At 44.0% G+C, this 18,075-nt stretch carries 14 protein-coding genes and 1 pseudogene; 4 read left to right on the top strand and 11 right to left on the bottom strand.

Annotated features, from left to right (window positions below; genetic code table 11):
• Positions 1-66 precede the first annotated feature (66 nt).
• Entirely contained in the window at positions 67-837 is a 771-nt protein-coding gene (gene nadE, locus HMPREF9331_RS00355; RefSeq protein ID WP_016419218.1) for an NAD(+) synthase, read from the bottom strand.
• Positions 838-896: 59 nt separating this feature from the next.
• Positions 897-2,207, bottom strand: coding sequence for a class I SAM-dependent methyltransferase (locus HMPREF9331_RS00350; RefSeq protein ID WP_016419217.1), 1,311 nt, complete (start codon positions 2,205-2,207; stop codon positions 897-899).
• Between the two features lie 156 nt (positions 2,208-2,363).
• Between HMPREF9331_RS00350 and rpsU the strand changes: the two genes are divergently transcribed.
• The 3 genes from rpsU to HMPREF9331_RS00335 all read left to right on the top strand — a co-directional run bounded on the left by rpsU (position 2,364) and on the right by HMPREF9331_RS00335 (position 3,822).
• Positions 2,364-2,558 carry a 30S ribosomal protein S21 gene (gene rpsU, locus HMPREF9331_RS00345; RefSeq protein ID WP_009642001.1) on the top strand — a complete coding sequence of 65 codons (195 nt, stop codon included), beginning with the start codon at positions 2,364-2,366 and terminating at the stop codon, positions 2,556-2,558.
• A 63-nt stretch (positions 2,559-2,621) separates the two neighbouring features.
• Positions 2,622-3,119 (top strand): DUF6452 family protein, encoded by a 498-nt coding sequence (locus tag HMPREF9331_RS00340; RefSeq protein ID WP_016419216.1) that lies wholly within the window; start codon positions 2,622-2,624, stop codon positions 3,117-3,119.
• Entirely contained in the window at positions 3,085-3,822 is a 738-nt protein-coding gene (locus HMPREF9331_RS00335; RefSeq protein ID WP_016419215.1) for a DUF6048 family protein, read from the top strand. Before HMPREF9331_RS00340 ends, HMPREF9331_RS00335 begins: the two co-directional genes overlap by 35 nt.
• Before the next feature lie 43 nt (positions 3,823-3,865).
• Here HMPREF9331_RS00335 and HMPREF9331_RS00330 read toward each other — a convergent pair whose 3' ends face one another.
• The 9 genes and pseudogenes from HMPREF9331_RS00330 to pheT all read right to left on the bottom strand — a co-directional run bounded on the left by HMPREF9331_RS00330 (position 3,866) and on the right by pheT (position 16,698).
• Positions 3,866-4,471 (bottom strand): WbqC family protein, encoded by a 606-nt coding sequence (locus HMPREF9331_RS00330; RefSeq protein ID WP_016419214.1) that lies wholly within the window; start codon positions 4,469-4,471, stop codon positions 3,866-3,868.
• Positions 4,471-6,078 carry a signal peptidase I gene (lepB, locus tag HMPREF9331_RS00325; RefSeq protein WP_016419213.1) on the bottom strand — a complete coding sequence of 536 codons (1,608 nt, stop codon included), beginning with the start codon at positions 6,076-6,078 and terminating at the stop codon, positions 4,471-4,473. The genes HMPREF9331_RS00330 and lepB overlap by 1 nt, the downstream gene beginning before the upstream one ends.
• Before the next feature lie 112 nt (positions 6,079-6,190).
• A complete protein-coding gene (gene ric / locus HMPREF9331_RS00320) occupies positions 6,191-6,919 on the bottom strand; it encodes an iron-sulfur cluster repair di-iron protein (protein ID WP_009642006.1) in 729 nt (242 codons plus the stop codon).
• A gap of 349 nt (positions 6,920-7,268) precedes the next feature.
• Positions 7,269-10,055, bottom strand: a complete 2,787-nt coding sequence (locus tag HMPREF9331_RS00315) for a 2-oxoglutarate dehydrogenase E1 component (RefSeq protein ID WP_016419212.1) — start codon at positions 10,053-10,055, stop codon at positions 7,269-7,271.
• A gap of 378 nt (positions 10,056-10,433) precedes the next feature.
• Complete coding sequence (locus HMPREF9331_RS00310; protein WP_016419211.1) at positions 10,434-11,318, bottom strand: lysophospholipid acyltransferase family protein; 885 nt, start codon at positions 11,316-11,318, stop codon at positions 10,434-10,436.
• A gap of 3 nt (positions 11,319-11,321) precedes the next feature.
• Positions 11,322-12,779, bottom strand: coding sequence for a 2-oxo acid dehydrogenase subunit E2 (locus HMPREF9331_RS13520; RefSeq protein WP_394360015.1), 1,458 nt, complete (start codon positions 12,777-12,779; stop codon positions 11,322-11,324).
• Between the two features lie 102 nt (positions 12,780-12,881).
• Positions 12,882-13,493, bottom strand: a pseudogene (locus HMPREF9331_RS13245) (biotin/lipoyl-containing protein); the annotation flags it as partial.
• A gap of 155 nt (positions 13,494-13,648) precedes the next feature.
• Complete coding sequence (gene recR / locus HMPREF9331_RS00300) at positions 13,649-14,257, bottom strand: recombination mediator RecR (RefSeq protein ID WP_016419209.1); 609 nt, start codon at positions 14,255-14,257, stop codon at positions 13,649-13,651.
• A gap of 14 nt (positions 14,258-14,271) precedes the next feature.
• Positions 14,272-16,698 carry a phenylalanine--tRNA ligase subunit beta gene (gene pheT, locus HMPREF9331_RS00295; protein WP_016419208.1) on the bottom strand — a complete coding sequence of 809 codons (2,427 nt, stop codon included), beginning with the start codon at positions 16,696-16,698 and terminating at the stop codon, positions 14,272-14,274.
• A 254-nt stretch (positions 16,699-16,952) separates the two neighbouring features.
• On the opposite strand from pheT, the gene dinB reads away from it, so the two are divergent.
• Positions 16,953-18,053 carry a DNA polymerase IV gene (dinB, locus tag HMPREF9331_RS00290; protein ID WP_016419207.1) on the top strand — a complete coding sequence of 367 codons (1,101 nt, stop codon included), beginning with the start codon at positions 16,953-16,955 and terminating at the stop codon, positions 18,051-18,053.
• Positions 18,054-18,075: the final 22 nt, after the last annotated feature.

Here is an 18,075-nt window from a genome sequence, read left to right as displayed (position 1 = left end):
TCGAATTAGTAGTTAGAGAACTGATAACTAATAACTGACTACTGACTACTGACAACTGACTGCTGACTACCGAATCTTACAAACGGGTATCGGCTGCATTTTATGTTGGTTAGCCTTGTTCAGTCGCTTAAAGATGGAGAGCACTTGTGCTTGGCGTGGGGTGAGACCTTCCTCCTTGTGGCCTTCCTCTACAAAGGTCATTGCCCATTCCAGTTCGGGATAGGAAGCCCCCAGCTGGTCTTCGTCGGTACGATCGTCACCAAAAAGGCCGTCGGTAGGGGGCGCCTGACGTATCTCAGGGATAATCTCCAAGTAGTCGGCCAGCTCATACACCTCACTCTTCATAAGGTCAGCTATGGGGCTGACATCTACCCCGCCATCGCCATATTTGGTAAAGAAGCCCACCCCGAAATCCTCTATCTTGTTGCCCGTACCCACAACCATATAGCCATATAAGCCCGCAAAGTAGTAGAGCATAGTCATTCTAAGGCGAGAACGTGTATTGGCCAATGCTAAGGCATTATCCGTTTCAGCTGGAGGAATTTGCCCTACAAAGGTATCAAACACAGGGGTGAGATCCACCTCTAAGCTGCTTACATTGGGGTAGCGCTCTTTAAGAAAGTCTATATGAGCACGTCCTCGGCTCACTTGGTTTGGGGCTTGGTGTATGGGCATTTCCAAGCACAATACGGGCTTACCCGTTTGGGCACATAGAGTGGAGACCACAGCGGAGTCTATCCCCCCAGAGATCCCTATAATCATGCCCTTGATGCCTGTTTGTTGGAGGTAGTCTGAGAGCCACCCCACTATATGCTGTGTTACAGCTTGTGTATTCATAACAATAGAATTAAAGTACAAAAATAAGAATTATTATCAAATCTTACAAGCAAATAATCTTATTTCCGAGTGATAACCACCGCTTGTGTAGGTGTTACCCCATTGATCCTATCCCCTATTCCATAGAAAGTATAAGCAAATGGCTGTGCTCCTACACATTCTTTGATAAAAGACTGAAATTCTGTGTCCGTCCATTCAAAATGATGATCCTCATGTCGTCTGCTTTCCTCCCCTTCCTCAAAGTAATAGGAGTTAAAACGGCTATCAGGCGTGGTGATGACAAGCTTATGGAAGTTCAGCGATAGGCACTTCTTAACCAAAGCAGCTGCTTGGGCTGGGGTATTATGTTCTATAACCTCTGTGAGTATGATATTTACAGGCTCTTTGTACTGAAAATCGTCCCATGAGGTAAAGAAATAGAGGTTATCGGCTTCCATACGTTCCTTGAGAATGGTCACATGAGCCGCCACTTCTGGATCGGTATCTGTAGCAAAATAAGGGTGCTGATAGTTATAGTTCCTTCGCATAAAACGACGGTAGTACTTCAGCTCTCCACAACCGATGTCCAAGATAGGGTAATCCATACCCAGCTCATTGACAATAAAGTTCATACGGCTTCCGTGGGTATCGGCAAACTGGAAATCTATATCCATACCGCGCTGCTTGAAATAGGCTTCAAATAGGGGCTTGATCTCAGCAAACTGGCGTTCACTCTTTATAGCCCTTTTGATAAAAAGATAGAATACAAAGTAAGGCACCTGTTCTATATTGGTTAGAATACGTGCATATTTCTGGGCAAAATGGTCATCTATATAGGTGTATTCCCCATAGGTATTGGTAATATGAGTAGCCACTGCTACAAAACTCAAAAGGTTCATAGCCTCAAATACGTTCTTGCCCTCTATTGTCAGCGAAAGGTTGTTCCCTATTAGGGGTGTTGCATGTATATTCTTGAAATAACGCTCCAGTAGAAAATGTCCTTGAGCATACCAATTAGAATTAGCATATAGATTCTTGACCTCTATCCTACAAGGGTAGGTATCCACTTCACCGCGGGACTTACCTAACCACTTGATTTCCTGCTGCAAGTAGGTCTGCCGCTCTTGTAGGAGTTCCTTGAAAAACTCATTACAGATATGCAGCACCACCAAGGGGGTGCTATAGCTTTGAAAATCAATCTGGTTACTTTCCTCTGGCAAATAGCTATAGCGGGTATCTTGGAAAAGTACATCGTACTGATGAGCGGAAACGGCATTACCCACAAGTTGGCCATTGCGCAAGGCCTTGGCATAGATCCCAAAGTTGGTATGTGGGTTCTTATTGAGCAAGTCCAAAAGTTGGGGATTTTCAGAGTGTATTTGTAAAATCATAGGACAATTATTTCTGTTTTGCTTTGCAAAGGTACTTATTAATTGCGCAATGTTTTTGCGTGATGAAAAATTTTATCGTTTTTTTCACAATAGCGCTTGTGGGTACAAAAAATTGTTGTATCTTTGCCCCCGTAAACGAAAGGAGGTGTTATTACTATGCTTATTATACCAGTAAAAGAAGGAGAAAATATAGACAGAGCCCTTAAGCGCTACAAAAGAAAATTTGACCGCGTAGGGATTGTAAAGGAGCTTCGTGCACGTCAGCACTTTAGTAAGCCTTCTGTGCTTCGCCGTAATGTAATCCAAAGAGCGGAGTTCATCCAACGTCTAAGAGATGCAGAAGAAATATAATATTCTTCCTCTAAAAGAAAAGTCCCTGTTTTGCAGGGATTTTTTCGTATAATTTGAACTGATATGAAAAATATTTTATACTTATTGTTAGTGCTCTTCCTTGCAGGCTGCGAGAATGACGACATCTGTGCCGATGAGGTGCTCACCCCGCGTCTTATCATTCGGGTGCATGACAAGACTACCCCACGCCGTACCAAAATGGTCAATAATCTTCTGGTCATGGGCAAAGACCGCTACCAAATCATTCAGCCCATCGCCACTACTGATTCCCTTGTATTGCCCCTGAAACTAACCTCTGGTGAGACTTCCTTCCTCTTGGCTAAGGACGCGGTCATTGATAGCACGGGCGTCTTAGTCAGTGGAAGCGTGAGCGAACTGAAAATCACAGCTACTCCCTCTCAAGAGTTCCTCAGTAAGGGGTGTGGCTATAGGGTTACCTATAATGACCTCTCCGCTACTTTCTCCTCCGTAGATGGCTATACCTCTTGGGTAGAGCGCGTACATGTACTTTTTAGAAAATTAGACAATGAAAAGAAAGCCAGTATTCATATTTTTTATTAGCCTGCTGCTCCCTATCTGTGGCTTTGCGCAAGAGCAAAAGCCTCAAGAGAAAGCCGCCACAACTCCTACCCAAGCCAGCCAAAAACACTACCAGCACTATGGCTTGCGTATAGGGGCTGATATATCCAAACTCGTACGTACCTTTACCGATAAGAACTATGAAGGACTGGAACTAGTGGGTGACTACCGCTTGAATGATCGCTATTATATAGCTGGAGAAATAGGCAAGGAATACAAGAATAGCACCACCAACTACTTTGATTTTGCTACCCGTGGCGAATATATCAAATTGGGATTCGATTATAATTCCTATACCAACTGGTATGGAATGGAGAATATGATCTACTTCGGGGCACGCTATGGCTTTTCTTCTTTTAGTCAAGAGGTATCTCGCTATAACCTGCATACCCTATACAATATCTATTGGAATGAATCGCTCAGTGGCAGCCAAAGCGACCTGCTGACTACCTACCACGGACGTACTGCCCACTGGTTAGAGGGTATTTTAGGAATCAAAGTAGAACTCTTCAAACACTTCTATGCAGGGGCTTCTGTGCGCTTTAGCCTACTGCTCTACAACAAGAAAAGCGACCAATTCCCAAACTTCTGGATTCCAGGGATACAACGTGTATGGGAAGGTAGCTCCTTTGGTATCAACTACAACTACACCCTAACCTATATGATTCCACTCTTTAAAAAGTGACTAACGACTAGTGACTAGTGACAAATAGTTCATTAGTCACTTGTCACTTGTCACTTGTCATTGATCTATTTCCTTCATGGAAAAGCAAGTCCAATATACTAAGATTGGGGATAAAACCATGTTTATCTGAGAATATCTGATAATAAGGCTCTTGATTTACCTCATAGGACGCTTTGGCATTGGTCAAATAGCGATAGTCAGTCACCCCTTCGTAGGTTGGCTGATAAATTGTGGTTTGCTCCCAACTCACGTCTATATGGAGGCAATCCAGTACCGCCTCTATAGTACGGAGGTTTAAGTCCAAAAGGAATGTGTGCTTTTGGGTAAATATAGGGACGATCTTATCTTCATAGTACTCAAAGTAAGGAGAGGTGCGATAAGCCGTCTGTAGGGTCTTCCAATGTAGTTTCTGCCAAGCCACTTGGTTATCCACCCGCACGTCCTTATAGAGTTGACGCCCTGTCTCCCCACCTGTATGTAGGATAGGCACCGTGAGTATCTGCTTGCCATTAGCCCCATAGATATAGGTGCGATTGCGGTAGGTCTGCTTCTGGTAGTTGTCCGATACCTCCAAGAGGCAAGGCTCCTTTGCCAAAAGCGAAAAAGAGGCAATCGTTGGGAAATAAGTAGGGTGTAATAATGCCTTCATTATGATTTCTTTACCTTTGCTTTTCCTTTATATTTCTTCTTATAGACCTCGTAACCAATATAGCCAAGTACTCCTAAGCCCAATACCCAATAGAAGTAAGAAACAGGCTCTCCTTCCCCATTGACGGTAGTAAAGAGGCGACTCCAGCGGATTTTATTAAACCCTGAGGCATTGCTATCCCAGCTCATCCATACCAATACAGGTTTGCCCACCACATGGTCAAAAGGCACAAAGCCCCAGTAGCGGCTGTCCTCGGAGTTATGGCGGTTATCCCCCATCATCCAGTAGTAATCTTGGCGGAAGGTATAGGAAGTGGCTTTTTGTCCATTGATAAGGATATCATTACCTTGTTTTTGTAGTGTATTTCCTTCGTATTCAGCTATGATACGTTGGTATAGAGGAAGGTTTTCTTGGGTAAGTTGTACGGTTTTGCCTTCCGCTGGGATTTCCACTGGACCAAAATTATCCTCACTCCATGCAAAACGCTCGTTATGTGGGAAAATAGCCTTATTATACTGCTTCGGTGCTACTATTTTGGTTACTTTCTCTATATGTGGGAGTTGTCCTATCTTCTGAGCTACCTCTTCTGTAGCTGATTGTACCACAAATTGGTTATCCGCACTAAAACCAGAGGCATCAGTAATGGCAAAGTTCTGGAATAAAAAGACGGGCAATAGCTGTTCAGGGGTGTATTGGCTGCCATAAAGGCTTACCAAATAGCTCCTAAACTCGGCATCGGTATCTACTGTATAAGAGGTTTGCAACTTAGCTCTTACGGGATAAACCTCCTTCTTGCCATTGATATAGACATCTCCATCTCGTATCTCAAAAGTATCTCCTGCCACAGCTACAGCTCTTTTCACATAGTGGGATTTCTTATCCACCGGTTTATAGGCATGGATTCCTGAAGGATCACGGAAGAAACGTACCGTATCGGTAGGCCAGTTGAAGACCACTATATCATTGCGCTTGATTTTCTGTAAGGCGGGTAAGCGCAAGTAGGGCAACTGAAGCTTAGAGTAGTAAGACTTCACCCCTGCCAAAGGAATGGTATCATGCACCATAGGAGCTGCCATAGGCGTCATAGGCAAGCGTGCCCCATAGTGAAACTTACTTACAAAAAGGAAATCCCCTACCAAAAGGGTCTTTTCGAGCGAAGAGGTCGGTATGGTATAAGGCTGAATAAAATATGCATGTATGGTAGAGGCTGCCACCACTGCATAGATGATTCCACTAAGCCAAGAGGGCACATTGTCGGCAATCACCGCCTCACTCTTGCCTATATATTGGGTTTTAGGCTGATACATCACATAGGCAACAAAAAGCCCTAAAGTAACTACTGCCAGAAGGGTATAGCGTTTTTGGCGATAGCCAAATACATGTAACCACTCATAGGCCAAGACAATGGCCATAATATTGCCTATCACTGGTAGATACACCAAGAAAATCCACCACCAAGGACGCTCAATAATCTTCAGCAGAATCAGCATATTCCATACAGGAACAAAGGCTTGCCACCCTTTGTAGCCTGCCTTCTGATAACCCTTCCATAAAAAAAGTCCTTGCAGGAGTTGAACTCCTAAAAACACTATAAGATAAGTCAACATACAATATTTGTTTTTAGCGCACAAAGATAGTATTATTTATGCTCTTACGCAAAAAAACTACTTAGAAATTTTCCAAGTAGTTTTTTTCCTTAAATTAAATTGCTATGAGTTATTAAGCGGTTTTTTCTCTCAATTTCTTCTCTAAAGCAATAGCTTTAGGGAATAACACATTGTTTTCCAAGTGGATATGACGATGTAAGTCATTCTCAAACTCTTCTAGCATAGCCAAAGTAACTCTGTAGGTGTTGCATGCATCGGCAGGAGGGGTATAGCCGTCGGTAAGAGCAGCAATCTTAGCAAAGCGGTCTCCCTCTATGGTGTGGTCATGCTTCATCATCTCAATAGGGTTCTCCACGGTACCGAAGTGAGTGGGTTCAAGTGGTTCGCCTGTTTGTGAAGCCTTTACGAGCTTTTCTATAAAGGGGAACAATACGCGTTCTTCTTTTTGGAAATGCTCTGCTAAGTCATGAGCGCTTTCGTTAAAGAGTTGGTTTACTTCAAAGAGTTCAGGGTGTCTATCACCATGTACCTTACATAGCTTATCCAAAAACTGGATCAAAGTAGGGGTTTTCTCCCTTACATATTCGTGATGTATTTTCACAATATAGTTAGCCAATAAGTCCAAAGGCCAGCTACTTACATCTACCGCATCACCTTTGCCTGAAGGGAGGGAAGAAAGCTCTTCAATAAGTTCTTTCTTAGTTACATCCTTCTTTTCGCAGGCTTCATCTATAGTTCTACCTCCGCGGCAGCAGAAGTCAATTCCGTGTTTTTTAAAGATAGCAGCAGTACGAAAGTCATCTGCTACGATCTCTCCAATTGTTTTATTAGTAAAATCCATTATTTAATTTTTTTCTGAGTGCAAAGATATAAATTATTTTCGAACAATCATGCTAAAAAATATTTAAAAGTCTTTTTTTAACTTTTCATGCAACGGAAAATAAATATAATTACATGATAACAAATAAAATACAAAAATAACAACTATCAAACTTTAACTTATAATAACAGGATTATTCGTTGTTTGAAATAAAATAAATACGAACAAGAGCAGAAGTCAGTGGACAAGGGGGGTAAAAAGTAAAAGGTAAAAAATAAAAAGTAAAAGGTCTGAGCAGTACTCTTACCTTTTACTTTTTACTTTATCAAGTACCATTATTAGTCACTTGTCACTATTGACTTGTCATTTGTCACTTATTAAAGACTTTGTCAATAGCCTCTTGGTGACGAGCTTTATGGCGCTTAGGACTACCTGGGGCTGGAGCGGAGTAGGCATTCATAGCCGCCAATCTCCATGGCACTAAGTCAAAGTTCATAAGCATATAGCCATAAGCACCCATGTTCTTAGGATCTTCTTGTGCCCATACATAGTCAGTTACTTTAGGATAACGAGCTATCACCTCTTTGAGTTGTTCTACAGGAAGCGGGAAGAGCTGCTCGATACGCACTAGAGCTACATCTTTTCTACCTAATTTCTCACGTTCTGCAAGCAAATCATAATAGAAACGTCCTGAACAGAATACAAGGGTAGTTACCTCTTCTGGATTTACATGAGTGTCATCCAAAACTTCTTGGAAATGACCACTAACCAATTCGTCCACAGAAGAAATCACCAAGGGGTGACGAAGCAAGCTCTTAGGAGAAAGGGCAATAAGCGGCTTTCTAAATGGTGCCTTGAGCTGGCGACGTAGCAAGTGATATATGTTGGCTGGTGTAGTACAGTTGGTTACATACATATTCTGGGTAGCACATAGCTGTAAGTAGCGTTCTAAGCGAGCAGAGGAGTGCTCGGCTCCTTGGCCTTCATATCCGTGAGGCAAGAGCATCACCAATCCACTCTGGTTCTTCCACTTATCTTCCCCACAACAGATATACTGATCCATCATAATCTGCCCTCCATTGGCAAAATCACCAAATTGTGCTTCCCAAATGGTCAAGGTCTTAGGTGCTGTAAGAGAATAGCCGTACTCAAATCCCAATACACCATATTCGGAAAGTAAGGAGTTATATACATGGAGTTTGCCTCCTCCCTGTGCAGTAATATAAGTAAGTGGTAGGATTTCCTCTTCGGTCTCTTCTGCCTTTACTACCGCATGACGATGAGAGAAAGTACCACGGCCTACATCTTCGCCAGAGAGGCGTACATTATACCCCTCGGAAAGGAGGGTGGCAAAAGCCAAGTGCTCGGCCAATCCCCAATCTACTTTCTGTTGTTCAAAATAGATGCTTTGGCGATCCTTGATAATCTTAGAAATCTTATTGATAAACTTCTTATCCTCTGGTAGTGCAGTAATTAGCGCTGCTAATTCGTCCAATTTGTTTTTATCAAAAGAGGTATCTACCCTTTGAAGCATCTCTTGAGCAGAGGCAATATGGTCAAAGCCTTGCCATTCGTTCTGCATAATTGGCTGAATAATAGTCAATTCTTTCTTGCGTGATGCTTCCAATTCTCCGTCCAAGTAGTTGCGGTATTGTTCTTCGTAGGCCTCTATTTCCTTGGCAGTAACAACTCCTTCTTGGACGAGCTTCTCGGTATAGATAACTGTAGGGTTGTGGTGACTTCCTATAAGTTTATACAATACAGGTTGGGTAAAGCGTGGTTCGTCTCCCTCATTATGACCATATTTGCGGTAACCTACCAAATCCAAGAATACATCATGACCGAAAGCCATACGATATTCTAAAGCTAAAAGTACTGCATGTACCACGGCCTCAGTATCATCGGAATTAACATGTATAATAGGTGCTTGAAAGCCTTTGGCTATATCAGTACAATAAGTAGTAGAACGAGAGTCAAAAGGATTGGTAGTAAAACCTATTTGGTTGTTAATCACTATATGAATAGTTCCCGCTGTCCTATAACCACGTAGGCGCTCCATTTGCATCACCTCATATACAATACCTTGTCCTGCCACAGCTGCATCCCCATGCATTACGATAGGCAATACTTGAGATGGATTTTGGGCATAATGGTTATCCTGCTTAGCGCGGGTAATTCCTTGTAAAACAGCACTCACGGTTTCCAAGTGAGAAGGGTTAGGCGCCAAGTTAAGCAATACTTCCTGCCCTTTGGCTGTTTTGCGCAAGGTAGTAAGTCCCAAGTGGTACTTCACATCTCCGTCAAACTCAGGGTTAGGGTAATCCTTACCGTCAAACTCAGAGAAAACATCCTGAAGGTTCTTGCCCAAGATATTCACCAGTACATTAAGACGACCCCTATGTGCCATACCTATTACAACCTCCTTGACGCCTTTGCGGTCAGCCGCTGTTTCTATCAGGGCATCCAAAGCAGGGATTAAGGCCTCATTCCCCTCCAAGGAGAAACGTTTTTGGCCTACATATTTATTATGGAAAAAGTTCTCTAAAGCAGTAGATTCCGCTAATTTCTGTAAGATACGTACTTTTTCTTCCTTAGAGAAAGTAGCAGTATAGTCGCCTGTATATATTTTTTCTTGGAACCATTTTTTAGCCTCTGTATTGTCTAGATGCTCAAACTCTATACCTACATTCTTGGTAAAGGTATCCTCTAATTTTTTAAGAATAACAGAAAGTGGAGAAGCTGGTAAGTACAACTCCTTGGCTGCCTCAAAGACTGTAGAAAGGTCTGACTGAGAAAGACCAAATTTCTCTAAAGGGAAAGCCACCTGAGCGTTGCGTACCCTAAGGGGATCTATCTGAGCCAAGAGGTGTCCTTGTTGTTGGTAGGCCTTAATAAGGTTCAACACTCTCAATTCTTTCTCTACCTTATCCGATACAGGCACAGAAACCACTTGGGGGGTAGCCACCTGAGGGGCTGGCTCAGAAGAGAGGGTTACTTCCTCAAAGAAATCCTCCCCATAGCTCTCACGAGCAAAATCAAATCCTTGGAAAAACGCACGCCAACTGGCCTCTACCGAGTCGGGATTCTCCAAATACTGGTCATACAAATCTGCAAAAAACTGAGTGTTTGCAGCATTAAGAAAAGAATATTTATCCATAAAGAATATCAATTTTATGATGAAAATTTCTATCGTTGATATTATGGACAAAGATACAAAAAAATAATGAGAAAACCAGTATTTTTCATTAGTTTTTTTTCTCTGGCAAGTGACGAGTAACGATAACGACTAGTGACTAGTGATTAGTCCCATATGCTGGCGCGAGCTTGCAGCTCGTGCCATCCGAAGATTGTATAATTCAATTCATTAATACGCAATAAATTGCGTATTAGAAAGTTAGTAAATAATATCTTAACTATTGGTTCGCATTTTTCATTTTTCACTTTTCACTCTTCACTCTTCACTCTTCACTCTTCACTCTTCACTTTTCACTCTTCACTCTTCACTCTTCACTCTTCACTTTTCACTCTTCACTCTTCACTTTTCACTCTTCACTTCCTTCGCGTGCTTGAATCGATTATGTGTCCATAGGTAATACTCTGGGGCACGGCGTATCTGGGCTTCAAGTAGTTGGGTAAAGGTATCGGTGATTTCATGAGCTATAGTATCGGCAGGGGCTTCGGTGATCGGAATAAAAGTAGCTACATAATACCCTCTTCGTTTTTTCTGTATATCACAGAATACCACGGGGATATTGAACTGCTTGGCAATACGCTCTGCTCCTGTAAATACAGGTACTTCCACCCCCATAAAGGTACGCCAATAAGCCTTGGTTGGCGAGGGTGACTGGTCACTAGCTAGACCATAAGCACAGCGCACTCCCTCATGCTGTAAGCGGCGAATTTCCTCTATAGCCTTGTAGCGGGAGATGAGATAGCTGTGGAACTTCTCCCTGAGCCTACGTACAAAACGGTCAAAATACTTATTGGTAATAGGCGTATAGAGCGCATAGGAAGTATGAGGAATCTGAGCGGCCAAGGAAAGCAGCCATTCATAGCTGTTGTAGTGTCCACACATGATGATGACACTTTGTCCCTTATGGTAATAGCCCTCCAACAGCTCCTTGTTGGTATAGGTCATGCGCTCTTGCATTTGCGCCTGGGAGAGTCCCATAGTTCTTACCATTTCCAAGAAAATATCACAGAAATGATGATAGAAAGCCGCCTCTATTTGCTTGATTTCAGCAAGAGGTTTTTCAGGGAAGGCCAAGCAAAGGTTACGCCTTACCACCTTTTTGCGATAGCCTATCAGTCTATAAATAAGAAAGCATATCCCATCCGATAGCCCATAGAGCAACCTATCGGGTAGGTGTGCTATAAGCCATAGGAAGGGATAGGCTACATAAAATACAACGCCTTGCATGGGCTATATTTCTCGGTTGACATCCCACTGTTCGAGGTACTTGGCTACTCGCTGTACAAACATGCCTCCGAGTGCTCCATTGACCACTCTATGGTCAAAGCTGTGGGAGAGCATAAGCTTATAACGAATCGCAATCACATCACCTTCGGGTGTTTCTACCACCGCAGGCACCTTCTGTATGGCACCGATGGCCAAGATACCCACTTGAGGTTGGTTAAGAATAGGCGTACCAAAGAGATTGCCAAAAGCCCCTATATTGGTTACTGTGTAAGTACCCTCTTTCACCTCATCAGGCTTAAGCTTGTTCTCACGAGCACGCTTGGCCAAGTCATTCACATTCTTGGCTAGGCCTACCAAACTAAGTTGATCTGCGTTCTTAATCACAGGGACAATAAGGTCTCCATTGGGCAAAGCGGTAGCCATACCTATATTGATTTGTTTCTTCTTGAAGATACGCTCACCGTCGGTAGAGATGTTCATCAGAGGGAAATCACGCAAGGCTTTAGCCACTGCCTCAATAAAGATAGGGGTAAAGGTGAGTTTCTCTCCTTCACGAGATTCGAAAGCCTTTTTGTGCTTATTACGCCAGTTCCAAATACGGGTAACATCTACCTCTATGAAGCTGGTAGCATGGGCAGATACGCGCTTGCTCTCAATCATATAGTTAGCGATGAGCTTGCCCATACGGGTCATCTCGATCACCTCTACATTCTTATCCACTGGCGAAGGCGTATAGGTAGTGCTTGCCACCACTGGTTTTTCCTCTGGCTTGTCCTGAGGCACTTCCAAGGTGATGGGTGTAGGTTCTATAGTAATAGGTTGCGGTTGTTTTTCAGGTGTTTCTTCAGTCACTGGTTTTTCAGCCGCAGGAGTTTCTTTAGGGTGTGTTGCCTCAAAGTTTTTGATAAAGTCAGAGATATCAGGATATTTCACTTCCTGTACTTCTGTCTTTTCTTGTTGTGCTGCTGGCGCAGGGGCTTCTTCTTGTGCTACTACTGGCGCAGGCGCTTCTTCTTGTGCTACTATTGGCGCAGGCGCTTCTTCTTGTGCTACTACTGGCGCAGGAACTTCTTCTTGCGCTACTACTGGCGCAGGCGCTTCTTCTTGTGCCACTACTGGCGCAGGTGCTTCTTCTTGTGCCACTACTGGCGCAGGTGCTTCTTCTTGTGCCACTACTGGCGCAGGAGTTGGCTCTTGGGAGTCTTTTTTAGCAGCTTCTTTCTGTTGTATAAGGAGTTCTACGGCAGAAAGTCCTTCAGCTGGCTGTGATTCAACCACTGGAGCAGACTGTGACTCGGCTACTGGAGCAGGCTGAGATTCAACTACAGCAGCCACTGAGAAAGGAGATCCTCCGAGTTTGTTATCTATAAGTGCTACATCAGTAATCTGAGTAGTTAGCTCGGTTGTCGTAGGCAAAGCCAAAGAGGTTGCTTCCGTTGTAGCAACGGTTGGCTCAGACATAGGTGTAGGTGCAGATGCTGTTGGTGTAGGTGTAGAGGCAACTACTGACACGGGAGTAGTAGCTGTTTTATTTCTTCTTTCCAAATAGCGCAATAGGTCATGCTTAGTTACGCGGCCATCTATGCCTGAGCCTTCAATAGCGGCCAACTCGTCCATAGAGATATTTTCCTCCTTGGCAATGGTCTTTACCAGCGGAGAATAGAATGGTTCGTTTGTTTCCTCTTGGGAAGTTTCAGGCAGTACCACTGGCGTTTGTGGTACATAAGGCACCTGAGCGGCAACGGTTTCCTCCTCTTCAGGGAGCGCTGGTTCCTTTTCTGTAGGGGTTGCTGACACCTCTTCTGTAGGGAGCGCTGGTACCTCTTGGATAGGAGGTACAGCGGGTACTGTCACTATAGGTTGTGGAGGGAGTTCCAACTCTATAGGTTGTGAAGGTATCTCTTCTATAGGGAGGATAGGTTGTGGTGTTTCACTGAGGAGTTCTACTTGGATTTCGTCCTGCTGCTCTGTCTCTATAATAGCCATGACTTGGCCTACCTTCACCACTGATTTTACTGGGGTCAAGATTTCCTTAATTACTCCCGATACTTCACTGGGAATCTCGGAATCCACCTTATCAGTAGCTACTTCTACCAAGATATCATCTACTTTAATGGTATCTCCTACGTTTTTGAGCCAAGAAGAGACTATTGCCTCCTCTACACTTTCTCCCATTTGAGGTAATTTCAGTTCGTATCTTGCCATTTTTTTAATTGTTATTGGTTAGTGATTGTTGTTAGTGGTTAGTGATTAGTGGTTAGTGGTTATTGATTGTTGTTAGTGGTTAGTGATTAGTGATTAGTAACTAGCTGCTGACTACCGACTACTGACTATTGTACTTGAAACGGTATGCGATGGAGGATACTTCTTCCGAGGGTTACCTCATCGGTATATTCCAGTTCGTCTCCTACGGAGATCCCCCGCGCAATGGTAGAGGTAGTAACGTCCAATCCTTCTAATTGCCTATATATATAAAAGTTGGTCGTATCCCCTTCCATGGTATTGCTTAGCGCAAAGATAATTTCCTTGACGCCTCCTTCCTTTACTTTCTTAACTAAGGAAGCTATATTTAGCTGGTTCGGCCCTACTCCGTCTATAGGAGAAATCTTTCCCCCTAGGACATGATAGAGGCCATTATATTGTCCTGTATGTTCTATGGCCATCACATCGCGTACATCTTCCACTACACAGAGCAGCGAGGCATCACGATGGATATTGGCACAGATGTCACAAATCTCGGTATCGGATATGTTATGACAATTTTTACAATAAGTAACCTCATTACGCAGCTTGAGTAAAGCGCTCGCCAAGTGCTCCGTCTGAGCATTGGGTTGCTTGAGCAAATGGAGTGCCAAGCGCAAGGCTGTTCGCTTGCCTATGCCTGGGAGCAGTGCGATCTCATAGACCGCATTTTCCAATAATTTGGAAGAAAAATCCATATAGTTTTACTCTTTTAAGAACGTAACTGAGCGCCTGTTTGCTTCTTGAAAGCCTCTACCAGAGCCGCCATTGTCTTATCTATCTGCTTGTCGGTAAGGGTCTTATTGTTGTCTTGTAATATAAAGCTCATCGCATAGCTCTTCTTGCCCTTAGGCAGCTTATCCCCTTGATATACGTCAAAAAGGGCTACCTTTTTGAGCAACTCTTTTTCTGTCTGCAAGGCAATGCTATGGAGTGTCTCAAAAGACACTTCACTATCCAAGAGCAAAGCCAAATCGCGGCGTACCTCTGGATACTTAGGAATCTCTCGGTATTTCACCTCTTTGGAGAGGTTGGCCAAGAGGTGATCCCACAGAATATCGGCATAGAACACCTGTTGTTTTATATCAAAATGCTGTAATATGTTGCTTTTCACTACTCCTAAGGATGCCACAGGTGTTTGACCGAGCCATAAGGTAATTCCTTCCTGATAGATAGCCTCCTGGGAAGGTGTTTCCTTGAGTTCAGTGATCCCTAAGCGGTCAAATATTGCCTTGACATAGCCCTTTAGGTAGTAGAAATTGGTCTTTTCTTGTGGTGCATTCCATGTCTCTGGATATATATTCCCTGATAGGAAAAGGCTTAGATGCTTAGGTTCGGTATAGCTCTCCCCTATCTTGTGGTAGGTCTTGCCAAACTCAAACAAAGACAAGTCCGTACGCTTGCGGTTGTTGTTGTAAGCGATGGTTTCCAATCCTGAAAAGAGCATACTCTGTCGCATCACGGCCAAGTCTTGGCTCAGTGGATTGAGTATTTGCACTGTCTGAGCTGCACTGATATCAGCTGATAGCTCCTGATAAGCTACCGAAGTAAGGCTGTTGTTCATCATCTCATAGAAACCTTGTCCCACCAGCTGGTTAGCAATCACATTCTGTACATTGAAGTCCTCATATCGGCTAGCGTGTGCCATGGAGGCGCTCACCTTGGAGGAGAACTCTATATTGTTATAGCCATACACACGGAGGATTTCCTCAATCACGTCCACATCACGCTCTACATCCACCCTATAAGACGGTACGGTAAGCCCCATACCTATCTCAGTAAGGCTGTTGATTTGGATATCCAAGGAGTGTAATATACTCTTAATCACATCGCGTGGAATCACCTGACCGATGAGGCTATCTATCTTCTCGTAGGTGAGGAATACCTGAAAATCCTCTTGCTTTTTAGGATACCAATCCACCACATCGGAAGAGATTTCACCTCCCGCTATCTTCTTGATCATGATAGCAGCCCTTAGCAACGCATACTTACAATCATCTATATTGATACCACGTTCAAAACGGAAAGACGCATCAGTAGAGATACCATGTCGCTTAGCTGTCTTACGTATGGCTACTGGATTAAAATAAGCACTCTCTAAGAAAATATGAGTGGTGTCCTGTCCCACCCCTGAGTTAGTGCCTCCCAATACCCCTGCCAAGCATAGGGGTTTGTCTGTATCACAGATAACTAAGTCCTCTGCCGAGAGGCTGCGATCTACACCGTCCAAGGTTTGGAATTTCTCTCCTTCAGCGGCATTGCGTACAATAATCTTCTTGCCAGCGATACGCAAGGCATCAAAGGCATGTAGCGGCTGTCCCAAGTCATGGAGTACATAGTTGGTAATATCCACTACATTGTTCTTAGGGGTAATGCCTATTGCTCTGAGTCTTTGCTGTAGCCAATCAGGCGAAGGCGCTACCTTGACATTGGAGATGCTCACCCCACAATAGCGAGGCGCTAACTCCTTGTTATCCACCAGTACATCTATCTTAAGCAAGCGGTTATCCACGAAGAAATCCGTTACCGAAGGGGTAATAATCTCCTTGTTGATTCCCTGTTGCAACAATCCTGCTCTAAGGTCTCGAGCTACCCCTAAGTGGCTCATGGCATCGGCTCGGTTGGGGGTAAGGCCTATTTCAAAGACCGTATCGGATACCACACTGAATACCTCACTACAAGGCTTACCTACAGGCAAAGCGCTGCCCAAGACCATGATTCCCTCATGAGAGTTGCCCAAGCCAAGTTCATCTTCGGCACAAATCATCCCATGACTCTCCTCTCCGCGGATTTTGCCTTTCTTAATCTTAAAGGGTTCACCCTCTTTGTCATAAAGGGTTGTCCCAATAGTTGCCACGGCCACTTTCTGACCTTTGGCTACATTGGGCGCCCCGCATACGATAGGCAGGACGACTCCCTCTCCTACTTGAACCTTGGTAAGGCTGAGTTTGTCCGCATTGGGGTGCTTGGTACATTCGAGTACCTCGCCTACAACGACCCCTTTTAGACCTCCTTTTACACTCTCGTAAGCGGAGATACCTTCCACCTCTAAGCCTAAATCTGTAAGGAGTTCGCCTACTTTTTCTGCCGGTAAGTCTATCCTGAGAAAGTCTTTAATCCAATTATATGAGATTTTCATAAGATGATTGCTGTGTTTTGAAGTTGCAAAATTACTATATTTTATTGTAATGAGAAAATTTTTTTTGAAGAAGTTACCTTTGAGATAGGTAATAGGGGTAACGCACAGGCTTAACCTCTCAAAAAAGGACACCTTTTTTCTTGGTCAGGCATGAGGTTATTTCATTTCTTGCCCTGCAAAGATACGATTTTCAAAGAATAAAGTCAATAGAAAATGAGCGGAAAATCTAACAAAAAATCACTACCTTTGCCCTTGTGGAACGCAAGATTATTCATATTGATATGGATGCTTTCTTTGCCTCGGTAGAGCAGCATGACGACCCTTGGCTCAAGGGGAAGGCGATTGCCGTGGGGGGCGAAGGAGCACGCGGGGTAGTGGCTGCCGCTAGCTATGAGGCGCGCCGCTATGGGGTGCATAGTGCTATGGCGGGGGCTACAGCGCGACAGTTGTGTCCGCAGCTTATCTTTGTCAAGCCGCGCTTTGAGCGGTATCGGGAGATTTCTATGCAGATTCGCACTATCTTCTACGAATATACCGACCTAGTGGAACCGCTTTCCTTGGACGAGGCTTACCTCGATGTCACCACCAACAAGATGGATATGCCCTCGGCTACCCTTATCGCCCAGCAAATACGCACTAAAATATTTGAACAAACGGGACTTACCGCCTCAGCTGGTATCTCCATCAATAAGTTCATTGCTAAGATCGCCAGCGATTATAACAAACCTAATGGCCAGAAGACGGTACCTCCGGAGGAGGTGCTGGACTTCTTAGCCCAATTGGACATCAAAAAGTTCTATGGTATAGGCAAGGTAACCGCCCAAAAGATGTACCAAAAAGGAATCTTTACAGGTGCTGACCTGCGCGCCAAGACTCTTGAGGAGCTACAGGAATATTTTGGTAACAATGGCGAATACTTTTACCAAATAGCCCGCGGCATACACCTAAGCCCGGTACAACCTTTCCGCTTGGTCAAGTCCATCGGAGTGGAACATACTTTTGAGACAAATATCTCCAGTGAGGTCTTTATGGAGGAACCTCTTAAGAAACTATGTGAGGAGGTCGCCCAGCGATTGGCTAAGAAGCAACTACTGGCCAAGACCGTTACACTCAAGCTCAAGTACAGTGATTTCAAGCAACAAACCCGCAGCCGTACCCTTATTGACTTTGTGGGGGATAGTGCCACTATCTATCAGGTGATCAGCGAGCTGCTCTATCAGGAGCGATTACGGGAATCAGTACGGCTCTTAGGGGTGTCACTCAGCCACTTCAACTATCCTTCTGAAGAAGGACAACCCCAGTGGGTACAGCTACAATTTGAGTTTCCTCCTTGGGAGCAGTACCCTAAGCGATAATTTATTTTTCAAAAAATAAAGA

This window comes from Capnocytophaga granulosa ATCC 51502 (assembly GCF_000411115.1).
In the GTDB taxonomy this organism is placed as follows: domain Bacteria; phylum Bacteroidota; class Bacteroidia; order Flavobacteriales; family Flavobacteriaceae; genus Capnocytophaga; species Capnocytophaga granulosa.
This window is presented reverse-complemented; position numbering and strand designations above follow the sequence as displayed.

What these genes read in the sequence shown, in the direction of transcription:
- nadE (WP_016419218.1), bottom strand. Translation starts at nt 837, where the DNA reads ATGAATACACAAGCTGTAACACAGCATATAGTGGGGTGGCTCTCAGAC.
- HMPREF9331_RS00350 (WP_016419217.1), bottom strand. Translation starts at nt 2,207, where the DNA reads ATGATTTTACAAATACACTCTGAAAATCCCCAACTTTTGGACTTGCTC.
- rpsU (WP_009642001.1), top strand. Translation starts at nt 2,364, where the DNA reads ATGCTTATTATACCAGTAAAAGAAGGAGAAAATATAGACAGAGCCCTT.
- HMPREF9331_RS00340 (WP_016419216.1), top strand. Translation starts at nt 2,622, where the DNA reads ATGAAAAATATTTTATACTTATTGTTAGTGCTCTTCCTTGCAGGCTGC.
- HMPREF9331_RS00335 (WP_016419215.1), top strand. Translation starts at nt 3,085, where the DNA reads ATGAAAAGAAAGCCAGTATTCATATTTTTTATTAGCCTGCTGCTCCCT.
- HMPREF9331_RS00330 (WP_016419214.1), bottom strand. Translation starts at nt 4,471, where the DNA reads ATGAAGGCATTATTACACCCTACTTATTTCCCAACGATTGCCTCTTTT.
- lepB (WP_016419213.1), bottom strand. Translation starts at nt 6,078, where the DNA reads ATGTTGACTTATCTTATAGTGTTTTTAGGAGTTCAACTCCTGCAAGGA.
- ric (WP_009642006.1), bottom strand. Translation starts at nt 6,919, where the DNA reads ATGGATTTTACTAATAAAACAATTGGAGAGATCGTAGCAGATGACTTT.
- HMPREF9331_RS00315 (WP_016419212.1), bottom strand. Translation starts at nt 10,055, where the DNA reads ATGGATAAATATTCTTTTCTTAATGCTGCAAACACTCAGTTTTTTGCA.
- HMPREF9331_RS00310 (WP_016419211.1), bottom strand. Translation starts at nt 11,318, where the DNA reads ATGCAAGGCGTTGTATTTTATGTAGCCTATCCCTTCCTATGGCTTATA.
- HMPREF9331_RS13520 (WP_394360015.1), bottom strand. Translation starts at nt 12,779, where the DNA reads ATGTCTGAGCCAACCGTTGCTACAACGGAAGCAACCTCTTTGGCTTTG.
- recR (WP_016419209.1), bottom strand. Translation starts at nt 14,257, where the DNA reads ATGGATTTTTCTTCCAAATTATTGGAAAATGCGGTCTATGAGATCGCA.
- pheT (WP_016419208.1), bottom strand. Translation starts at nt 16,698, where the DNA reads ATGAAAATCTCATATAATTGGATTAAAGACTTTCTCAGGATAGACTTA.